The following is a 19155-nucleotide window of genomic DNA, read 5'->3' as shown; positions in this document are numbered from 1 at the left end:
TCACTTGATTCGATCTCGATGCTCGTCAGATCAGGTACAGAATCACAAACAGAATGACCCAGATTCCATCCACGAAATGCCAGTAGAGCTCGGCTGCCTCGAGTGGAAAATGATTGCTGGCCGTGACACGACCTGAAGGTGAGCGGCATTGCCACCACACAATCAGGATCATCAGTGTCCCCAGGGTCACGTGCAGCCCGTGGAATCCGGTGAGGGCATAAAAAGTGCTGGCGTAGAGATTGTCGGTGAGCCCGAAGGGCAGAGTGAAGTACTCGACCATCTGACTGGCGAGAAAGCCAAGCCCGAGAAAGGCGGTCAGCATCAGCCAGAGGCGGCAGCGCTCGTTGTTCTGTCTGCGCAGGTTCACGCCGGCGCGGTGAAAGGTTGCACTGCTCACCAGCAGCAGGATGGTGTTGAGCGTTGGGAGCGGCAGTTCAAGCTCGTAGATCGCACCTGGCATCAACGGATTCACAGCCCTGAAAGTGAGATAGGCGGCGAAGAATCCGGCGAACGTCATGGCGTCAGCCACGAGGAAGGTGGCCAGACCGAACATGCGGTGGTCCGGATGTTCAGCTCCGTGATCTGCAACGTGGTCATCCAGATGGTCGAACTGAGCGTTGGGAGGAGTGAGTGATGTCATTGACCACCTCTCCAGAGATCACTGCCGCTGGCGGAGTTCAGATCAATCTCGTTGGCGGGGGTGCCATAGCCGTAGGGATGGGTCACAAGAGGGGGTTCGCCTTTCCAGTTCTCAACCGGTGGTGGTGATGAGGTCAACCATTCGGGAGTGAGTGCCCGCCACGGGTTGTCTCCTGCGATGGCGCCATAGAAAGCACTCGCTATCACATTCCAGAGGAATGGAAGGGTGCTGATGGCCATCAGCAGCGCTCCTGCGCTGCTGATCTGATTGACAAGCTGAAACTGTGGGTCGTATTCGGCAACCCGTCTTGGCATGCCGTTCAGGCCGAGCCAGTGCTGAGGAGCAAAGCAAAGGTTGAAGCCAACGAAGGTCAGCAGGAAATGCAAACGGCCGAGATGCTCATCGAGCATGCGCCCGGTGATCTTGGGGTACCAGTGATAGATCGATGCAAAAATCACAAACACCGAACCTCCGTAGACGATGTAGTGAAAGTGGGCAACAACGAAGTAGGTGTCATGAACGTGAACGTCAAAAGGCACCTGTGCGAGGGCGACGCCAGTGATTCCGCCAAGCACGAAGTTCACAATGAAGCCGCAGGAAAAGAGCACGGCACTGTTGAGACTGATACGTCCGCCCCAAAGCGTTGCCAGCCAGTTGAAGAATTTGATTCCAGTGGGCACGGCAATGAATGCCGTTGCGATGGTGAAGAAAAGACGCATCCAGGGCGGAGTGCCACTCGTGAACATGTGGTGAGCCCACACCACCAGCCCCAGGCCGACGATGGCCATAATTGAATACACCATGGTGGTGTAACCAAACAGGGGTTTGCGACAGTGAACCGGAAGGATCTCACTCACCAGGCCAAAGGCAGGCAGCACCATGATGTAAACCGCGGGATGGGAATAAAACCAGAAAAGATGCTGGTAAACGACAACATTTCCGCCCATTCCAGGATTGAAAAAACCAGTGTGAGCAACGATGTCGAAGCTCAGCATGATCAGGGTGCCCGCGAGAACCGGAGTGGAGAGCACCACAAGAATGCTGGTGCCAAGCATCGCCCAGCAGTACATGGGAAGCTGCATCAGCTTCAGTCCCGGGCGACGGAGCTTGAGAATCGTTGCGATGAAATTAATGCCACCGAAGATTGAACTTCCACCGAGAAGAAGAACACTCAGGATCCAGATGATCTGACCGGTTGCAGGTGTTGTGATGCTGAGAGGCGGATACGCTGTCCAGCCTGACTGGGCAGCACCTGTGATGAAATAACTGCTGATCAGCATCAACCCAGCTGGAGGAATGAGCCAAAAAGCAACCGCATTCAGCCTGGGATAAGCCATGTCCCTGGCGCCCACATAGAAGGGAATCAGATAATTGCCGAAAGCCCCATTGACCACGGGAACGATCCAGAGAAAGATCATCACTGTTCCGTGCAGTGTGAGGATCTGGTTGTAGACATCTCTGGCCATGAAATCTGAAACCGGACTCAACAGTTCGGTTCTGATCGCGCCTGCCATGGCTCCGCCGATCAGATAAAAGGCAAATCCGCAGACGAGATACTGGATGCCGATCACCTTGTGGTCAACGCTGAAACTCAGGTAGCGGAGCCACCCCTCCGGTTGCAGAGACGGTGAAGTCGGCGCTGTTTTCTGGGGAGCGGTGATCGTCATGCTTCGGCTACTGGGATCTTTCGGTTGGACTGGAGCCAGCTATCGAAGTCATCGGCGCTGTCAACCACGACACTCGAGCGCATGCCTCCGTGATATGGGCCGCAGAGCTCTGCGCATACGATCGAATAGTTGCCCGTTCGTGTCGGGGTGAAGTCGAGGACAGTCGGCTGCCCGGGAATGACGTCCTGCTTCAGGCGGAATTCCGGAATCCAGAATGCATGGATCACGTCTTTGGCCTCCATTTTCAGTGAAACCGGCCGGTCAACGGGGACATGCATTTCTCCGGAGATGATGTCGCCGTCGGGGTAATGAAAGAGAAAAGCGAACTGCATCGCTGTGACCTCGATGGGTAATGGCGCGATGCCCACTGTTGTTGCAGTCTGGGAGTCCTGTGTTGAACCAATGCCACCCCAGATGCGTTGATCGACCATCGTCTCCGAGCCGTGATCGCCATGGCCAAGAGGCACCATTCCTCCCATGCGTTCGTAGATGTCGTAGCTGTACAGCCCTACGAACAGAACCACGATGGCAGGGACTGCTGTCCAGAACACTTCAAGAGGAAGATTGCCCTCCAGAGCCACTCCATCGCCGAGCTGTCCTGGCCGACGACGGAAACGGACAAGACTGAACACAATCAGACCGACTATCCCCACAAAAAGGATTGTGCCGATGCTGAACAAAACACGAAACAACTCGTCGTAAATGGGGGCATTAGCGCTTGCGTCAACAGGCAGCAGGTTGATGTTCTGGCCGATCCATAACCCCCCGAGCACGAGGAGCATTCCCAGAACCAGGGTCAGAATTGCTGAGGGGATGGGCACCCCGAACCTCAACTTATGTCTCTTCAGGCTATGGAGGTTGATAACAATCACCACGTGTTGATTGTTAAGCAAGCCTGAAAATCCTTCGGGTTTTCTGAGTTCAAGGGTGCTCTTGTCAGCAAAGTCGCATCAAGTCTGAAAATTAAGATGTTGCAGTCAGCTACACATCGTGCCGTTCTGATTCAGAGAGCTACGTTCCGTGGATAACCATCTCCATTAAGGAGTTTGTGTTGACTGCATCGTCGTTAATTCCGGTTCGTCTACGCCTAGCGCAGTTGGCTGCCCATCTTGTGGTGGCACTTGTGGTTCTGGTGGTGATCGGCGGAGCGACGAGGGTCATGCAGGCGGGGCTCGCCTGTCCAGACTGGCCTCTCTGTTACGGCTCGCTGCTGCCTGGACGTCAGATGAACGTTCAGGTCTTCCTTGAGTGGTTTCACCGTCTCGATGCCTTTGTGGTCGGCGTGGCACTGCTGGTGCAGATGGTTGTCGTCTGGTGGTATCGCCGAGAGCTGCCCGGATGGTTGCTGCCGCTCAGTGTGCTGCTGGTGCTGATGGTCGCCATGCAGGGAGGTCTGGGCGCGCTCACGGTGTTGAAGCTGTTGCCCTCCGCGGTGGTCACGTCTCATCTGGCTCTGGCTCTCATGCTGGTAATCACCGTCAGTGGTCTCACCCAGGTCCTTCTGGCCCCCTCCGGGTCCGAGGCTGCCCCCCGCTGGTGGATTGTGCTCGGCTCACTGAGTGTGCTTGCTGTTTCAGCGCAGTGTCTGCTGGGTGCAGGAATGGCCACGTCCTGGGCGTCTCAGCGCTGTCTTGATGCAGGTCAGGCCTGTCAATGGCTCCACTGGCATCGTGTCTCAGCAACGCCGGCAGCTCTTTCTGTGCTGCTGTTCGTGCTGGTTGCTCTGCTGGGTGGGCGCTGGGGCCGACAACAGTGGCCGCTGCTGTTGATGGCTCCTCTGCTTGTTGTCACGCAGATCGGCCTTGGTGTGACGACGTTGCGTCTGGGTCTATCGCAGCCCGCAGTGACCGTTGCTCATCAGCTGGTGGCCTGCCTGCTGGTCGCGGTTCTGGCAGGTCTGACCTGCAGGCGTCAACCTCCTGCATCCGATCCGCTCCCCGTCGTTGTCGACTCTTCCGCCTTGGAGGCGTGTCATGGCTAGTTCCAGCACAGCTGCATCCTCGGCTCCGCTCACGCGCGAGCAGATCGTTCCTTCACGCAAGCGCATCAAGCTTCCTCCCTGGCTTGAAGTGGCGAAGCCGCGCCTGATCCCACTGCTGCTGGCGACCACACTCGGCGGTATGGCTCTGACCGAGGGCTGGCCGCTGTCCTCTCCAAGGCTGGCCTGCACGCTTGGCGGTGGAGCTCTTGCCGCAGCCGCCGCAGGAGTTCTCAACTGTCTCTGGGAGCAAGAACTCGATGGCCGCATGCAACGCACAAGTGGGCGTGCTCTGCCCTCGGGTCGGCTCTCGCCAACAGCCGCTTTCGCCGGCGCAGTCTCCTGCACCCTGGCCGCGGCAATGCTGCTTGTCAGCGGTGTGAACTGTCTCGCCGCAGGCCTGTCGCTGCTCGGACTCTGCAGCTATGTCCTGCTGTACACGGCATTGCTCAAGCCACGAACATCGCAGAACATCGTGATCGGCGGTGTCGCCGGCGCCATCCCTCCACTGGTGGGTGCAGCAGCTGCAACCGGTCATGTGGGGCTGGGGGGTTGGTGGCTTTTTGCGCTCGTAATGGTCTGGACGCCCGCGCATTTCTGGGCTCTTGCCCTGCTTCTGCGAGATGACTACCGGGAAGTAGGCATTCCCATGCTGCCTGTGGTGGAGGGGTCGGTCGTTACCGCTCGAGCCATCCGCCGTTATGGCTGGGCCACAGTTCTGGTCAGCATGTTCGGGATCTGGGCGCTGCCGGAGGGAGGGCTTTTCTATGGCCTGCTGTTGCTGCCCTTCAACGGGCGACTGCTTCAGATGGTCGGCAGACTCGCTGAAGAGCCTGACAGCATCGATCGCGCCAAAGGTCTGTTTCGATGGTCGATTCTCTATCTCTTCGGGATCTGCCTGTTGCTGATCATCAGCCGATTCTCCGCTGCTTCCCTGTTCGACCTTCAACTCAGGGAGTGGCTGATGACTGTCGCCGCAGGCTTCTCTGGGATTGCTTCCTAGATTTCAAACGATCGTTTCCGTAGGCGGGATGTCACTGCTTGAGCTGGATCAACTGGAAAAGTCCTATGGAGCCGTTTCGGCTCTGAACGGACTCAGCCTGTCTGTTCCCTCAGGCTGTCTCTACGGATTGCTCGGACCAAATGGAGCAGGCAAGACCACAGCACTGCGCATTCTGGCCACGCTGCTTGCTCCAGATCGAGGACGTGTCGTCGTTGCAGGGGTGGATGCGCTTCAGGAACCACGAACGGTTCGTCAGCTGATGGGGTATGTGGCTCAGGAGGTGGCGATCGACAAAATTCTCACGGGTCGAGAGCTTCTCGCACTTCAAGGCGATCTCTACCATCTGCAGCGACAGCACCGGAACCGTCGAATCGATCAGTTGGTGGATCGGATGTCGATGGGTGACTGGATCGATCGTCGCTGCGGCACGTATTCCGGTGGAATGCGAAGGCGTCTGGATCTTGCTTCCGGACTGCTGCACCAACCGCAGCTGCTTGTTCTGGATGAGCCAACGGTCGGGCTCGACATCGAAAGTCGCGCTGTGATCTGGGAGGTGCTTCGTGACCTTCGTGATCAGGGAACCACAATTCTGCTGAGCAGTCATTACCTCGAGGAAGTGGAGGCTCTTGCTGATCGGATGGCGATCATCGATGCTGGACAGGTGATTGCAGAGGGTGCTCCGGAAGCCCTGAAGCAGCAGCTTGGCGGCGATCGTGTGACCCTGAGAGTGCGCGAATTCAGCGACCAGCCGGAAGCGGAACGGGTACGCCAGCTTCTTGAAGTGGTGGACGGTGTGAGGCGGATTGTGATCAACCGCGCGCAGGGCTATTCACTCAATCTCGTTGTTGATGGAGAGCATGTTCTTGCAACGCTTAAGCAACGACTTGCGGTTGAGAATCTTGATGTCTTCTCCCTGTCACAAAGCCGCCCCAGTCTCGATGATGTGTACCTGCAGGCCACGGGCCGCACCCTGATGGATGCAGAGCTTGCTGTGGCAGGCCAGCGCGATCCCAAGCAGGAGCGACGACAGTCGATGCGATGAAGCCTCTCCTGATGTTCATTCAGTTTCCGTCTTGCCAATGACCAGCCCTGCCCTCAGCACAAGCTCCTCCAGCTCCGACAACGGCTCTGCCATAGCCGAGCTTCTGCAGGAAACATTCGCGCTCACGCGACGTCTCTTCCTTCAGCTGCAACGGCGTCCCTCAACTTTGGTCGCCGGTGTGCTGCAGCCATTGATCTGGCTGGTGCTGTTCGGTGCTCTTTTCTCACGTGCACCGGAGGGTCTGCTGCCTGGAGGCATGAGCTACGGACGGTTTCTGGGAGCCGGTGTCATTGTGTTCACCGCATTCAGTGCTGCTCTCAATGCAGGTCTGCCGGTGATGTTCGACCGTGAATTCGGTTTCCTGAACCGTCTGCTGGTGGCTCCGCTGCGCAGTCGCAGTTCGATTGTTCTGGCCTCGGTGATCTACATCACAACGCTGAGTCTTGTGCAGAGCCTGGCGATCATGCTCACCGCATCTCTGCTTGGTTATGGCTGGCCAGGCGCAGCTGGACTGCTGCTGGTGATGGTCACGCTGCTGCTGCTGGTGTTTGCGGTCACGGCCCTCAGCCTCGGGCTGGCGTTTGCCCTTCCAGGTCACATTGAACTCATTGCGGTGATTTTTGTGGCCAACCTTCCTCTGCTGTTTGCGAGCACGGCGCTGGCCCCTCTGAGCTTCATGCCTCCATGGCTGGGCTGGCTTGCAGCGTTAAATCCCCTTACCTTCGCGATTGAACCCATTCGTGCCGCTTATGCCGGCCCGCTTGATCTGTCATCGGTTCTGCTGGAAGCGCCCTACGGCTCTGTCACCGGTACCACATGTCTTCTGGTGTTGTCGCTGCTGACGGCCGCGTTGTTCCTGCTGATCCGCCCTCTGCTCAACCGCAAGCTTGCCTGATTCCGTGAACCATTCCCCGTACCAGCATCAGGACCCTCTCCAGATCAGCCTGCAGCACCTGATCGAACAGGCCTTGCGACAGAACGATCAAGTGTTGCTGGCCCGACTTCAGCTGCAGTGGGTGCATCGCTTCGGTGTTGACTCCCTGCCGGTGGATTCTGAAGAACCTTCGTTGATGTCCACCGCTGATTCATCGGCTGAGATGGCCCCGATCGATCGCTCTGAACCGGTTGAACACGAAGATGCCCAACCCACAGCAGCTTCATCTGTGGATTCTGAAAAGTCTGACCAGGGGTTGACCCATTTCAGCTCCATGCTGAAAAACTGTCTTGACGATGTGAGTCGTGCTGTCGATTCTGGGATCAGTTCAGAGACACCGCCCCCGAATCTTCGTCCGGTTCCTGCTGCCGGGCCGCAGCGACTGCGGCGCTGGCTTTTGCCCGTCAGCCGGCATGATCTGCCCAAGGCGTCCTGAGGCGTCATGGTTGTCGCCTCCAGCCAGCGTGTCTGCCGGGATCATCTCGAGGGCGGTCTCATCGTTTCGGTTCAGGCTCCAGAGGGGTCTCCGATGCGTCATCCCGATGTGATCGCCGCCATGGCGGAGGCGAGTCTTCGCAACGGTGCCATCGGAGTCAGGCTGGAGAGTCCTGAACACATTGGAGCCGTTCGGGAGCGTTGTCCCGATGCTCTTATCATTGGTCTGTGGAAACGCACCTTCCCAGACAGCTCCGTCTACATCACGCCTCGATGGGAGGAGATCAGGTCGGTCTGGGCAGCCGGTGCCGATGTCATTGCGCTGGATGCAACATCGCGTGATCGACCCTCCGGGCAAGAGCTTGGGCCGCTGATCAGGCAGGCGAAAACGGAGCTCGGCGCAGTGCTGATGGCGGACATTGACAGCGTTGAAAACGGTCTGAAGGCCGCGGCTCTCGGCTGCGATTTGGTGGGTACGACCCTGTTTGGATACACGGAGGAGACCGCTCAGCTCTCTCCGCCTGCCATGGATCTCCTGCATCCATTGAGGCGGCAACTGCCGCCCTCCACGCTGCTGGTGTGTGAAGGCGGCATCGCTTCGGCGATGTCTGCCGCTGATGCTCTCAACGGGGGGGCGGATGCAGTGGTTGTAGGAACTGCGATCACAGGAGTTGATCTCCAGGTGGCAGCTTATTCCAGGCACCTGAAAAGGCAGACTGGCTGAGTCCCGCGAGACTCATGCCATGCTGCGCCTGATTTACCTCCCGGCGATGGTCGGCGGAATGGTCCTGGCTCTACCGGTTGCAGGTCTGCCGATGGGTGAGCTTCAGGCTCTGAACAGGGAGCTTGGGCATCTCTGCAGCAAGCCCCCACGCGAAGCTCTGGCGGTCTGTCGGATACACGCCCGCCTGGTTCAGGCCCTCTGAGCAGGCCCAGGCGAGCAGGTACAGACCGCTGGGTTCACATCATTCCGGGCATTCCCATGCCACCCATGCCGCCCATACCACCCATGCCGCCCATGGGATCCCCGCCAGGTGCTGCAGGAGCAGGCGGTTCAGGTTTGTCGGCCACAACCACTTCGGTGGTGATCAACAGTGACGCAATTGAAACCGCGTCCTGCAATCCAAGGCGCACCACCTTGGCGGCATCAAGGATCCCTGCCTGCAGAAGGTCCTCGTAATTGCCGGTCACGGCATTGAATCCCTTGCCGGAGCGTTGCACCTGCTCCACAACAATGTCCCCGTTGGCTCCGGCATTGATGGCGATCTGCTTGAGGGGAGCACTCAGTGCGCGCTGGACAATCTCCACGCCAGTGCGCTGATCTCCCTTCAGCTGAGCGGCAACGGAGTCAAGTGTTCCTGCCAATTGGAGCAATGTGGATCCACCGCCGGCAACGATTCCTTCCTCAACGGCTGCCCGAGTCGCATTCAGGGCATCCTCGATGCGCAACTTGCGGTTTTTGAGCTCGGTTTCGGTGGGTGCTCCCACCTTGATCACCGCAACGCCACCTGCGAGTTTGGCAATGCGTTCGGAGAGCTTTTCCCGGTCGTACTCCGACTCGGTGTTGTCGAGCTCACGGCGGATCGAGGCCACACGCTCGGCAACTGCGTCCCGGCTTTCCTCCCCGGCCACAATCGTGGTGCTGTCCTTGCTGATCGTGATCCTGCGGGCACGCCCGAGATCGGCAAGTGTGACCTTTTCGAGAGTCATGGCCCGGTCCTCGCTGATCACCGTGCCGCCTGTGAGGATGGCGATGTCCGCCAGGGCGGCCTTGCGGCGTTCACCGAATGACGGGGCGCGGACCGCGGCGACCTGCAGCACTCCGCGGTTCTTGTTCACCACCAGCGTGGCCAAGGCTTCCCCATCCACTTCCTCGGCCAGCACCACCAGGGGAGAACCCGACTGCTGAACGGCTTCGAGCACCGGTACGAGATCGGCCACGGCGCTCACCTTGCGGTCAGTCAGCAGCAACAAGGCGTTGTCAAATTCGCAGATCTGGCGATCGCCATCAGTGACGAAGTAAGGGGAGCTGTAGCCACGGTCAAAGGCCATGCCTTCGGTGACATCCAGTTCAGTGGCCAGCGATTTCGATTCTTCGACGGTGATCACACCGTCGACACTGACCTTGTCCATGGCTTCTTTCACCATCTGCCCCACTTCTTCATCGCCGCCGGCGCTGACCGTGGCCACCTGACGGATGGCATCTCCACTGACGGCCTGGCTTCGCTCTGACAGGCCTTTGACCACGTGTTCAACCGCGGCTTCCATGCCCCGGCGTAATTCGATCGGGCTTGCTCCGGCTGCCGTGTTGCGAAGCCCCTCCTCAACCATGGCCTGGGCCAGAACGGTTGCTGTGGTGGTGCCGTCTCCAGCCTTGTCCTTGGTTTTGGACGCCACCTGCTGGATCAATTTGGCGCCGATGTTTTCGAAGGGATCCTCGAGCTCAATCTCCTTGGCGATCGTGTCGCCATCGTTGATGATGTCGGGTGCTCCGAATGACTTTTCAAGCACCACATTGCGACCGCGCGGGCCGATCGTGACGCGCACGGCATCGGCTAGAGCATTCATGCCCCGCTCCAACGAAGAGCGGGATTCATCCGAAAAACTGAGAAGCTTGGCCATGATCGACACTTACCCGCTGGTCAATGTCCCACAACGACAGGACGTCTGACTCGCTATCGGAAGTGGGGAAAGCCGAATCATCCGGAGTTGGTGCCTGCCGGAGGCAACCGCTCTCGTTAACTTTGATCCATGGCCAATTCAGGGGCGCTGTTCTTCGTGTTGCTGGCCGGTCTGGCCGGGATCATGGCTCTTGTCTACGTGCCGTTGCGCATTTTTCTGACGGCGACAGAACGCAGCCGCAGGTTCAGATTGCTGCAGCGCATCCGCAGACTCAGAGATGAGCTGGGGCAACCTCTGGAGCCCTGATACGGAAGTCCTGCGCGGACTCGGATCAGCCCATCACCATGCCGCCGTCAACCTGCAGAACCTGGCCGGTGATGTAGGCAGCAGCAGGGTCAGCTGCCAGAAACCGCACAGCCCCGGCGACCTGATCCGGAGTGCCGAAACAACCCAGTGGAATGGCCGCGAGGATTCCCTCCGCATCAAGATCCTTGGTCATGTCAGTGGCGATGAAGCCAGGGGCCACTGCATTCACGGTGATGCCGCGGCTGGCCATCTCCTTGGCGGCGCTTCTGGTGAATCCCACGACTCCCGCCTTGGCGGCGGCGTAATTGGACTGCCCGGCGTTGCCCATCAGCCCAACAACAGATGTGATGTTGATGATGCGTCCGCTTTTCTGCTTGAGCATCGGGCGGGCCACGGCTCTTGTGCAGAGGAAGACGCCACTCAGGTTCAGATTGATCACCGCCTGCCAGTCGTCGGTCTTCATGCGCATCAGCAGTCCATCGCGGGTGATGCCGGCGTTGTTGACCAGCACATCGATTCTTCCGCTTCGCTCGATCACTGTCTTGATCAGACCGTTCACGGCCTCCTCGTCGGCCACATTGGCCTGAAGGGCGTAGGCCTTGCCTCCGGAATCCTTGATTTCAGCCACCACGGCATCGGCCGCATCAGGAGAGCTCGAGTAGTTGACGACCACTTCAGCACCGGCGTCGGCTAGGCCGAGTGCAACGGCCCGGCCGATTCCGCGGCTGGCGCCGGTCACCAGAGCGATCTGGCCATCAAGGGTGTGAGTGGTGCTCATGCAAGGACCTGTGACCGGCTGATCGTACGGACCTGCAAGACCAGCGTTCATTCATTCGACTGCATGCCGCGCATGGTTTCCACGGCGTCAATGGCGTCGCCAAGAATCTGTCGAAGGTCCTGCAGTTGCTGCTTGCTGCCCATCACAACCAGCATCTGGCCGGGGGCCAGGGTGACCTCTCCGTTGGGATTCGCCGACAAGGTGTTGTTGTCCCGAATGGCAAGCACCATGGCTCCGGTGCGTCGCGCCAGGTCAAGGTCCTGCAGGGTCCGATGGGCGATCTGGCTCATCAGCAAAGGATCCTCACTGAGCCGGAATTCCTCGATCTCGCAGTCGGATCCCGCCAGCAGATCCGTGAAGTCGACCGCCAGCGGTCGCAGGGCCGTCGTCGCCATGAGGCGACCACCGGCCACGTAAGGGCTCACCACAGCACTTGCGCCAGCCAGTTCAAGCTTCGCCGCAGCCTCATCGCTGTCCGCACGGGCGATGAGGCGACATCGTTTCTCCAGCCCCCTGGCGCTCAGAACCACGTAAAGGTTGGCCGCATTGCTGGGCAGTGCGGTCACCAGACTGCGGCAGCGATCAAGCCCGGCCTCGATCAGCGTTTCGTCAAGAGTGGCGTCGGCCTGGAGCACCTTCAGTCCACGGTCTTCAGCGGCCTGTTTGCGCTTGGGGTCAAGTTCAACCACCAGCACCGGTGCTTTCTCGAGCAGCAGCTGTTCACCGATCTCGCGGCCGATCCTGCCGTAGCCGCAGAGAATGACATGGTCTTGCATGCGCCGCAGCATCCGGCGAAACCTCAGCTCCCGCATCTGGCGGAAGTACCCGGATTCTGACAAGCCAAGCACGCGCTGAATCAACAGCTGAACAACCAGCAGTCCTCCGGCAATGATCAGGACCGTGACCAACCGCCCCGGCTGAGACAGAGGCTCCACCTCTCCGTAGCCAATGGTGCTGATCGTGATCAGCACCATCCACAGGCAGTCCCCCCAGTCCCATCCTTCGGTGATCCGGTAACCGAGGGCACCGCCGAAGACCAGCAGCGTCAGTGCCAGTCCAGGCAGCAACCAGGGTCGTGCAAGGTGTCGGAGCTGACGTGGACGACCGCTGAGCAGAACCTGTTGCCTGCTCAGCCGGGGGCGCGTCATCAGAAGCCGAGAGCCTGCATAACATCGGAGACCGACAGAGCAGTCAGATCCTCTCTGTCGAGCCTGCGAATCATGTCTCTCTGGGGCAACTGGTCTGCTTCGGCGCCCATGGCGACCAGAGGCAGGCCGCAGTAGGTGGCGATCAACTGAGTGAGGGTGCAACTGCTGAGCACCACATCGGCACAGGCCACGGCAGCGGCACGCTCGACCACGGGCATTTCGGTCGGCAGAACCAGGCTTCGCAACTGAGGCAACTTGCCACGGATGGTTTGCGGGAGCGATGTCCAGCGTTCTTCAGGCCAGTCACCAGGAAAGGCTCCAGGTGCAAGCAGCAGCAGAGGGCCATCCCCCGCGGGCTGGGCGCTGCGCGCTTTCTCCATGGCCTCCGCAGGCAGGCTGAGGCGGAAGGCATCGGCATTCAGTGAAACCCCCATCGGGGAGAGAAAGGCCTCAAGTGTCTGCGGCGTCCAGCCCGCTCCCACCGTGGCGGAGGCCGTGCTGGCAAAGCCTTCCGTGGCCACCCGCATCGGGATATGGCTCATTGACAGCATCAAATTCACCTGCCTTCCTGTGGCGAAATTGAGGCAGGCCTGGAAGTCAGGTTCCCTCACCAAACCCAGAAGGTTGGCCCAATCCGAAAGATTGGGAGTGGCATCGAACGGGAAGGGAATCACTTTCTGCACCGCGGGAAGCATCGACCACAACCCGCGATGGGATGGATCACAGGCCACCTGGAGGCTGGCTTCGAGCTGATCAGCGGCAGCTGCGAGAGCGGGCAGACGCTCGAGCTGCTGCTGAAGGCTTCCGGGGCTTAGAGCGAGAACGCGCATGAACCAGCGGCACAATCGGTGCGAGCTGATTGTATGGAGGCCGTTTCAGACTGCTGGCAGCAGGAGTCGCTTGTGCATCTGTTGATTGCCGCAGCGGGAAGCGGGCGGCGTATGGGAGCTGATCGCAACAAACTGCTGCTCAAGCTGCGGGGCAGGCCGCTGCTTGCCTGGACCCTGGAGTCGGCTTTCGCGGCTGAAGCCATCGGTTGGATCGGCGTTGTGGGTCAGCATGTTGATCACAGTGAGATCTCTGCCCTCCTGCAGGGGGCTCCCAAGCCCGTTGCCTGGATCGAGGGCGGCAGAACACGTCAGGAATCGGTCGAGCGCGGGTTGGAGGCACTACCCAGTGATGCGGAGCATGTGCTGATTCATGACGGAGCCCGTTGCCTGGTTGAACCCAGCCTGTTCAACCGCTGCACCGAGGTGGTTCGTGGTGGTGACGCAGTGATTGCTGCGACGCCGGTCACCGACACGATCAAGCGTGTTGACGAGGGGGGCATGATCACTGAAACACCTGAAAGGGCCCAGCTCTGGGCAGCGCAGACGCCCCAGGGTTTTGCTGTTGCCGCTCTGCGCGAAGGCCATGCCCAGGCCAGGGCTCATGGCTGGTCGGTGACCGACGATGCTTCTCTGTTTGAACGTCTGGGCTGGCCGGTCAGGGTGCTGGATGCAGGCCCTGCCAACATCAAGGTCACCACGCCGTTCGATCTCACCGTGGCTGAAGCTGTGCTCGCTCAGCGATGACAAGGCAGCTCCAGACTCAACGTGCCGCTGTCGCCATTCAGCTGAGCGGGAACGCCCATCGGCAGAGCGGCATTGCCACCGTTTCCATGGCCAACGGGTAGATCCGCAACCACCGGACAACCCAGATCCCGAGTGCGTTCCCGCAGGACCTGCTCAAGGCTGAAACCGGCAGCCTGATCGTTGTTCTCAGCCTCCTCGCAACCGCTGAAGCGACCGAATCCAAGGCCCGCAAGATTCTGAAGTGCGCCCAGAAGACGCCAGTGGGTGAGCATTCGATCAAGTCGGTACGGAGCTTCACCCACGTCTTCGATCACCAGGATCGCGCCGCGCAGATCGGGTAGGTGATGGCTGCCGAGCAGGTGTGATGCCACTGTGAGATTCACCGCGATCAGTGGACCGGTCACCGTGCCGCCGGCCCAGCAGGTCCCCTCAAGGGATGCAACAGGATGTCCGAACAGCAGATCGTGAAGACGCTGCTGGCTCCATTCAGGCTCTCCAGCCAGCGTTGTGACCAGAGGACCATGGATGCCGCCTCCGAGGCCTTGTGCCATTCGGCTGCAGAGCAGGGCGGTGACATCGGAGAAGCCAAGAAGCCAGCCCTCCTTCCAGGCGATGGTCTGTTCAAGAAGACGTGCCGCTCCCCATCCACCCCGGGCACAGGCCAGCAGGGAACACGCATCGTCAGCGGACAGATCACTGACGCGTTCGCTGTCACGACCTGCCAGGTAACCCCAGCGACGTTCCATGCAGGCCGGGATGTTCACGCTCAGCCCCCAAGACTCGAGCACGGCAATTCCAGCGAGCAGGCTGGCCTGATCGCAGATCGCAGAGCTCGGTGCGGCAATGCTGACCCTGTCGCCCGACCGCAGGGGACGAGGCAGTGTCCATCGCTGGTCGGAATGCTGCATCAGCCCAGACGTGAAAGCACCAGGCCGATCAGCAGCAACATACCGATCTGGACCTGACGTGCGAAATGGTTGGCATAGACGGCTGCAGGCTGCTGTTCACCAGCTCTCAGGGTGTGCGTGGAGCGCCACAGTCCAATGGTGGCAATCACCCAGAAGGGCCAGAAAAACACTCCCACATCAGCCGCAGCCGCAGCCACGGCGAGGGATGTCGAGGTGAGCCCATATCCAGAGCGAACGGTCCTGATGGCATTGCGTCCAAGCGTCAGTGCGCTGCTCCGCAAGCCGAGCCGCGCATCATCCGGACGGTCGGCCATTGCATAGACCGTGTCAAAGCTGAAGGTCCAGCACACCGTGGCGAACCAGCATCCGATCAAAGGTGTCGACGGCGCGATGCTTCCCGTGAAGGCCGCCCAGGGGATCAACACCGCAAAACCCCAGCAGATCGCCAGAAGTGCCTGAGGGAATGGGAACCAGCGCTTTGCGGATGGGTAGATCAGGATGGGAGGAAGAGCAAGAACTGCCAGTTGCAGACACAGCAGCATCTGGGACGAGAGGCTGAGAACGACGACCAGGGCCAGAGCCAGAAGCAGCACCAGCCCGGCAGTCGCCTGGGTTCTGTTGAGTTCACCGCTGGCGAGGGGACGTTGACGCGTGCGTTCCACCTCGCTGTCGATGTTCCGGTCCCAGAGATCGTTGGCGATGCAGCCGGCTCCGCTCACAGCCAGTCCGCCGACCAGAATCTGCAGCACAAGTGCTGCAGAAGGAGGTGCATCCGGGGCGAGCCATAGACTCCACCCGGCCGGCACCAGAAGGATCAGGCGACCGGTCGGTTTGTTCCATCGCAGCAGTGCCACCCAGGGCGACATGACGCGAGAGAAGGTCGTGCCAGTCACAGTTCGCAGAACCTGAAGCTTGGATTTTCGGAACCATAATCAGCCGCGACCAGGCCCGGAGCGCCGATGGCAGAGTGGGCCCGTTTCCATCACGGTGCGCCATGTCAGGTGCCGAGCTTTCCCCAGCGAACGCGGTGGATGACAGCAATCAAGCTGCAGAGACGCCATCGAACACTGATTCGCGTGGGGCGAGAAAAGTCAGAACCGTGGCCGCGATCGATGTGGGCACCAATTCCACGCACATGCTCGTGGCTTCGGTGGATGTGGCCCTGGCGACCTTCAGCATTGATCTGGCGGAGAAGTCCAGTACCCGTCTCGGGGAGAGGGACCCTGACACGGGTGAGCTGACACCTGAAGCGATGGCCAGAGGGTTGGAAAGCCTTCGCCGTTTCCGCGAGCTTGCAATCAGCCATCAGGTTGAGCAGATCGTTGTCGCAGCGACCAGTGCAGTGCGAGAAGCCCCAAACGGCAGGGATTTTCTGCAAACAGTCAAAGACGAACTCGACCTGGATGTGGATCTGGTCAGTGGTCCGGAGGAGGCACGACTGATCTATCTGGGTGTGTTGTCAGGCATGTCCTTCGGGGATCGTCCCCATCTGGTGCTGGATATCGGCGGAGGTTCAACGGAGCTGATCCTTGCTGATGGCAGGGATGCCCGAGCCCTCACCAGCACACGCGTGGGTGCCGTGAGATTGCAGCGGGATTTCGTCAAGGATGATCCGATCCCTCCCCAGCGCCGCTCATTTCTGCAGGCTTTCATCCAGGGCTCGCTGGAACCGGCGGTTGACAAGGTGCATCGACGGATCAAGCCGGGCGAGACACCAGTGCTTGTCGCGACAAGCGGTACGGCGATGGCCATCGGTGCGCTGGCGGCTAGCGACGACGATCGCCCGCCACTGAAGCTCCATGGCTACAGGGTTTCCAGGCAGCGTCTCAACCGTGTCGTCGACCGTCTGGCTGTGATGACACCGGAGCAGCGCCGTGCCCTTGCGCCCATCAACGATCGGCGTGCGGAAATCATCGTGCCTGGCTCGCTGATCCTGCAAACCACCATGCAGATGCTTGGCGTCGATGAGTTGGTTTTAAGCGAAAGGGCCCTGCGTGAAGGGCTGATTGTGGATTGGATGCTGCGCCATGGCCTTCTGGAAGATCGCTTCAGTTTTCAGAGCAGCATCCGCCAGCGAACCGTGATCCATCAGGTGCAGCGTTTTGCGGTCAATCAGGTCCGTGCCGAGCGGGTTGCCAACCACGCACTCAATCTTTACGACAGCACTCACAAGACCTTGCACCGTGATGACGGATCCGGCCGGGATCTGCTCTGGGCCGCCGCCATGCTCCATGCCTGCGGGCAGCACATCAATCTGAGCGCTTACCACAAGCATTCCTGGTATCTCATCCGCCATGGCGAGCTGCTGGGTTATTCCGAATCCGAACATCTGATGATCGCGGCCATCGCCCGTTACCACCGTCGCAGTCTTCCCAAGAAGCGTCATGAGTCCTGGCAGGCGCTTCAGACCCGTGACAACAGAAGGACCGTGTCAGAGATGGCGTTGTTGCTGCGTCTTGCCGCAGCACTGGATCGTCGGCCCGATCCGGTTGTTCAGAAGCTGAAAGCCAGGGTCAAGGGCAGTGTTCTGATTCTTGAGCTGGTGCCGGAGCGTCTGAATCAGAACCTGAGCCTTGAACAGTGGAGTCTTGAGAGCTGCTCAGCACTGGTGAGTGATGTGACCGGACTGAATCTCAAGGTCAGAGTTCAGGACTGAGTTTGTACCAGCGCACCTGATCAATAGGTCCGAGTGCTCTGGGTGACTCGCCTCCATGACTGATCAAGATGAGATCTGGGCGTCCGGCATAGATCTCAAGATCAGATTCAGCAGGAAGGGATTTGTCGTCAGAAAGGGTTCCCTCATAAATGATCTTGCCTTCGCCGTTTCGGATTGAGAGCCAGCTGGGTTCTCTGCTGCTGATGGAAATCGACTCAGCGGTTTTCTGTTCAAACTGCACGGGCTGAGCGTCTCGCGCTGTGGACTGCTTCAACTCCGTTGCAGCCGTGATGGGAGTGGGTTCGATGGAGCGACGCTGACTGGCCACCACAATGGCTCCACCTGTGACCGAGCCGACCGCAAGGGCAGCCATGGCCAGACGCTTCCAGGGCTTCACAGAACGTTCCGTCTGTTCAGAACCGGTTGCAGCCGCTTTGCCGGAAATGGAACTCCCTGTGGTCTTGACAGTCTCCGGAGCAGGAAGAACGACCTGGAGCCTGCTGACAAGAGAGTCGCCATCGAGGCCGAGTTTTGAGGCGACCCTGCGGGTCATCGCTTTGATGAACACCGGTTCCGGAAGCTTCTCAAGATCGCCATTCTCGAGAGCCTGAAGTTGTTCACTGCCCATTTTCAGAGACTGGGCCAGTTGATCGCAGCTCAGATCCTGTCTGACGCGGGCCTCACGGAGCAGTTCACCGATCTCCTGCAGAGTTGAAACGGTTGCTTCATCCTTTACCTGCTCGGAATCCGACAACCACATCCGACCCTTTGTGAAACAGCTGGAGTGAAATTAGGCTTGATCTGTACTTCTGTCAGTGCCACGAGGCACACAGAGAGAGTTGCCACATCGGAATTCGTCATTTTCTATCCCCGGGCATGACTGACCCATGCCTTCACCTTGGCGGTCTGGTTTCCCGCGATCGTGAAGGAGTCAACGCCGAAGGATGAAACCGAGCAGGATCACGCAGCTCCTTCTGGCTGCTCTGGTTGTGACGCAGGTTCCCAACCTCGTCGGCTTCATTGAGGCCATGAGCCGCTACGAGTCGCAGGAATCAGCCTTGCAGGCCTGCACACGATGGTCCGACTCCGCAGGTCGGTACACCGTTCGCAGAACAGGTCTGTGGACCACTCATGGGCAAGCTCCGGTGAGATCCTGCAAAAAAGAGGGTGATCAATACGTTGGCTACGAGTTACCGATGACGAGTGCTTCGAAAGTCAGCGATAACCCTGCAGATCCCAAAGGTTTTGACGCAGGGGACATTCCAGAGCCCGAGGACTCAGGCAAGCGATGGCGCTACAGACGTCAACGCTGGTCACTGGTGATCCCTCTCTGAACCATGGACCCTGAAGTTCGCAATCTGGTGATTGCACAGCTGTTTGTGATTGTGATTCCCGTCGGTGCTTTGTTCGCTACCTGGCTCTGGATACTCACACTCCGCCGACGTTGAACAGAATTTCTGGTTG

Annotated in this window: 21 protein-coding genes; 11 read left to right on the top strand and 10 right to left on the bottom strand. The window is 59.4% G+C overall.

All coding sequences use genetic code 11. The annotated features are described in order from the left end of the window. Window positions 1–25: 25 nt before the first annotated feature. Genes SIB73_RS08530 through SIB73_RS08520 form a run of 3 tightly spaced genes read right to left on the bottom strand, consistent with a single transcriptional unit; the run spans window position 26 to window position 3128 of the window. Window positions 26–640, bottom strand: coding sequence for a heme-copper oxidase subunit III (locus SIB73_RS08530; RefSeq protein ID WP_413405955.1), 615 nt, complete (start codon window positions 638–640; stop codon window positions 26–28). Continuing rightward, entirely contained in the window at window positions 637–2307 is a 1671-nt protein-coding gene (ctaD, locus tag SIB73_RS08525; RefSeq protein WP_413405956.1) for a cytochrome c oxidase subunit I, read from the bottom strand. The genes SIB73_RS08530 and ctaD overlap by 4 nt, the downstream gene beginning before the upstream one ends. Then, entirely contained in the window at window positions 2304–3128 is an 825-nt protein-coding gene (locus SIB73_RS08520) for a cytochrome c oxidase subunit II (protein ID WP_413405958.1), read from the bottom strand. The genes ctaD and SIB73_RS08520 overlap by 4 nt, the downstream gene beginning before the upstream one ends. Before the next feature lie 275 nt (window positions 3129–3403). Between SIB73_RS08520 and SIB73_RS08515 the strand changes: the two genes are divergently transcribed. From SIB73_RS08515 to SIB73_RS08485, 7 genes are read left to right on the top strand one after another with little or no spacing between them, the layout of a single operon-like run. Next, entirely contained in the window at window positions 3404–4288 is an 885-nt protein-coding gene (locus tag SIB73_RS08515) for a COX15/CtaA family protein (protein WP_413405960.1), read from the top strand. Next, a complete protein-coding gene (locus tag SIB73_RS08510) occupies window positions 4281–5288 on the top strand; it encodes a heme o synthase (RefSeq protein ID WP_413405963.1) in 1008 nt (335 codons plus the stop codon). Before SIB73_RS08515 ends, SIB73_RS08510 begins: the two co-directional genes overlap by 8 nt. Window positions 5289–5316: 28 nt before the next feature. Beyond that, on the top strand, window positions 5317–6330 hold the full coding sequence (locus tag SIB73_RS08505) for an ATP-binding cassette domain-containing protein (protein ID WP_413405965.1): 1014 nt from the start codon (window positions 5317–5319) through the stop codon (window positions 6328–6330). Window positions 6331–6367: 37 nt separating this feature from the next. Beyond that, window positions 6368–7225, top strand: a complete 858-nt coding sequence (locus SIB73_RS08500; protein ID WP_413405967.1) for an ABC transporter permease — start codon at window positions 6368–6370, stop codon at window positions 7223–7225. A gap of 4 nt (window positions 7226–7229) precedes the next feature. Beyond that, window positions 7230–7700, top strand: a complete 471-nt coding sequence (locus SIB73_RS08495) for a hypothetical protein (protein ID WP_413405969.1) — start codon at window positions 7230–7232, stop codon at window positions 7698–7700. A 6-nt stretch (window positions 7701–7706) separates the two neighbouring features. After that, the gene (locus SIB73_RS08490; protein WP_413405970.1) at window positions 7707–8423 is read left to right on the top strand and encodes an N-acetylmannosamine-6-phosphate 2-epimerase; all 717 of its coding nucleotides are present in this window, start codon (window positions 7707–7709) and stop codon (window positions 8421–8423) included. A 19-nt stretch (window positions 8424–8442) separates the two neighbouring features. After that, the gene (locus tag SIB73_RS08485; protein WP_413405972.1) at window positions 8443–8625 is read left to right on the top strand and encodes a hypothetical protein; all 183 of its coding nucleotides are present in this window, start codon (window positions 8443–8445) and stop codon (window positions 8623–8625) included. Window positions 8626–8659: 34 nt separating this feature from the next. On the opposite strand, the gene groL is transcribed toward SIB73_RS08485, so the two are convergent. After that, complete coding sequence (gene groL / locus SIB73_RS08480; RefSeq protein WP_413405974.1) at window positions 8660–10321, bottom strand: chaperonin GroEL; 1662 nt, start codon at window positions 10319–10321, stop codon at window positions 8660–8662. Between the two features lie 129 nt (window positions 10322–10450). On the opposite strand from groL, the gene SIB73_RS08475 reads away from it, so the two are divergent. Beyond that, the gene (locus SIB73_RS08475; RefSeq protein ID WP_413405976.1) at window positions 10451–10627 is read left to right on the top strand and encodes a hypothetical protein; all 177 of its coding nucleotides are present in this window, start codon (window positions 10451–10453) and stop codon (window positions 10625–10627) included. A 25-nt stretch (window positions 10628–10652) separates the two neighbouring features. Here the strand turns inward: SIB73_RS08475 and fabG are convergent, their stop codons facing one another. Genes fabG through SIB73_RS08460 form a run of 3 tightly spaced genes read right to left on the bottom strand, consistent with a single transcriptional unit; the run spans window position 10653 to window position 13383 of the window. Next, entirely contained in the window at window positions 10653–11405 is a 753-nt protein-coding gene (gene fabG, locus SIB73_RS08470; RefSeq protein WP_413405978.1) for a 3-oxoacyl-[acyl-carrier-protein] reductase, read from the bottom strand. 47 nt (window positions 11406–11452) lie between these two features. Continuing rightward, window positions 11453–12553 (bottom strand): potassium channel family protein, encoded by a 1101-nt coding sequence (locus SIB73_RS08465; RefSeq protein ID WP_413405980.1) that lies wholly within the window; start codon window positions 12551–12553, stop codon window positions 11453–11455. Continuing rightward, on the bottom strand, window positions 12553–13383 hold the full coding sequence (locus SIB73_RS08460) for a glycosyltransferase family 9 protein (RefSeq protein WP_413405982.1): 831 nt from the start codon (window positions 13381–13383) through the stop codon (window positions 12553–12555). Before SIB73_RS08460 ends, SIB73_RS08465 begins: the two co-directional genes overlap by 1 nt. A gap of 72 nt (window positions 13384–13455) precedes the next feature. On the opposite strand from SIB73_RS08460, the gene ispD reads away from it, so the two are divergent. Then, on the top strand, window positions 13456–14127 hold the full coding sequence (gene ispD, locus SIB73_RS08455) for a 2-C-methyl-D-erythritol 4-phosphate cytidylyltransferase (protein ID WP_413406318.1): 672 nt from the start codon (window positions 13456–13458) through the stop codon (window positions 14125–14127). Here ispD and SIB73_RS08450 read toward each other — a convergent pair. Together SIB73_RS08450 and SIB73_RS08445 are read right to left on the bottom strand one after the other, a co-directional pair. Beyond that, entirely contained in the window at window positions 14118–15035 is a 918-nt protein-coding gene (locus SIB73_RS08450) for a S66 peptidase family protein (protein WP_413405984.1), read from the bottom strand. The genes ispD and SIB73_RS08450 overlap by 10 nt on opposite strands. Beyond that, on the bottom strand, window positions 15035–15901 hold the full coding sequence (locus tag SIB73_RS08445; protein ID WP_413405986.1) for a 4-hydroxybenzoate polyprenyltransferase: 867 nt from the start codon (window positions 15899–15901) through the stop codon (window positions 15035–15037). The genes SIB73_RS08450 and SIB73_RS08445 overlap by 1 nt, the downstream gene beginning before the upstream one ends. Window positions 15902–16170: 269 nt before the next feature. Here SIB73_RS08445 and SIB73_RS08440 point away from each other — a divergent pair, with 269 nt between their 5' ends. Further along, complete coding sequence (locus SIB73_RS08440; protein ID WP_413439790.1) at window positions 16171–17691, top strand: Ppx/GppA phosphatase family protein; 1521 nt, start codon at window positions 16171–16173, stop codon at window positions 17689–17691. Here the strand turns inward: SIB73_RS08440 and SIB73_RS08435 are convergent. Beyond that, window positions 17675–18445, bottom strand: coding sequence for a helix-turn-helix domain-containing protein (locus tag SIB73_RS08435; RefSeq protein WP_413405990.1), 771 nt, complete (start codon window positions 18443–18445; stop codon window positions 17675–17677). The two genes, SIB73_RS08440 and SIB73_RS08435, sit on opposite strands and share 17 nt — an antisense overlap. Window positions 18446–18635: 190 nt before the next feature. Here SIB73_RS08435 and SIB73_RS08430 point away from each other — a divergent pair, with 190 nt between their 5' ends. Further along, entirely contained in the window at window positions 18636–19025 is a 390-nt protein-coding gene (locus SIB73_RS08430; protein ID WP_413405992.1) for a hypothetical protein, read from the top strand. The last annotated feature ends 130 nt before the right edge of the window (window positions 19026–19155 follow it).

This window comes from Synechococcus sp. MIT S9509 (assembly GCF_047303035.1).
In the GTDB taxonomy this organism is placed as follows: domain Bacteria; phylum Cyanobacteriota; class Cyanobacteriia; order PCC-6307; family Cyanobiaceae; genus Synechococcus_C.
The sequence above is the reverse complement of the archived record's forward strand: the minus strand, read 5'-3'. Positions and strand labels throughout refer to the sequence as shown.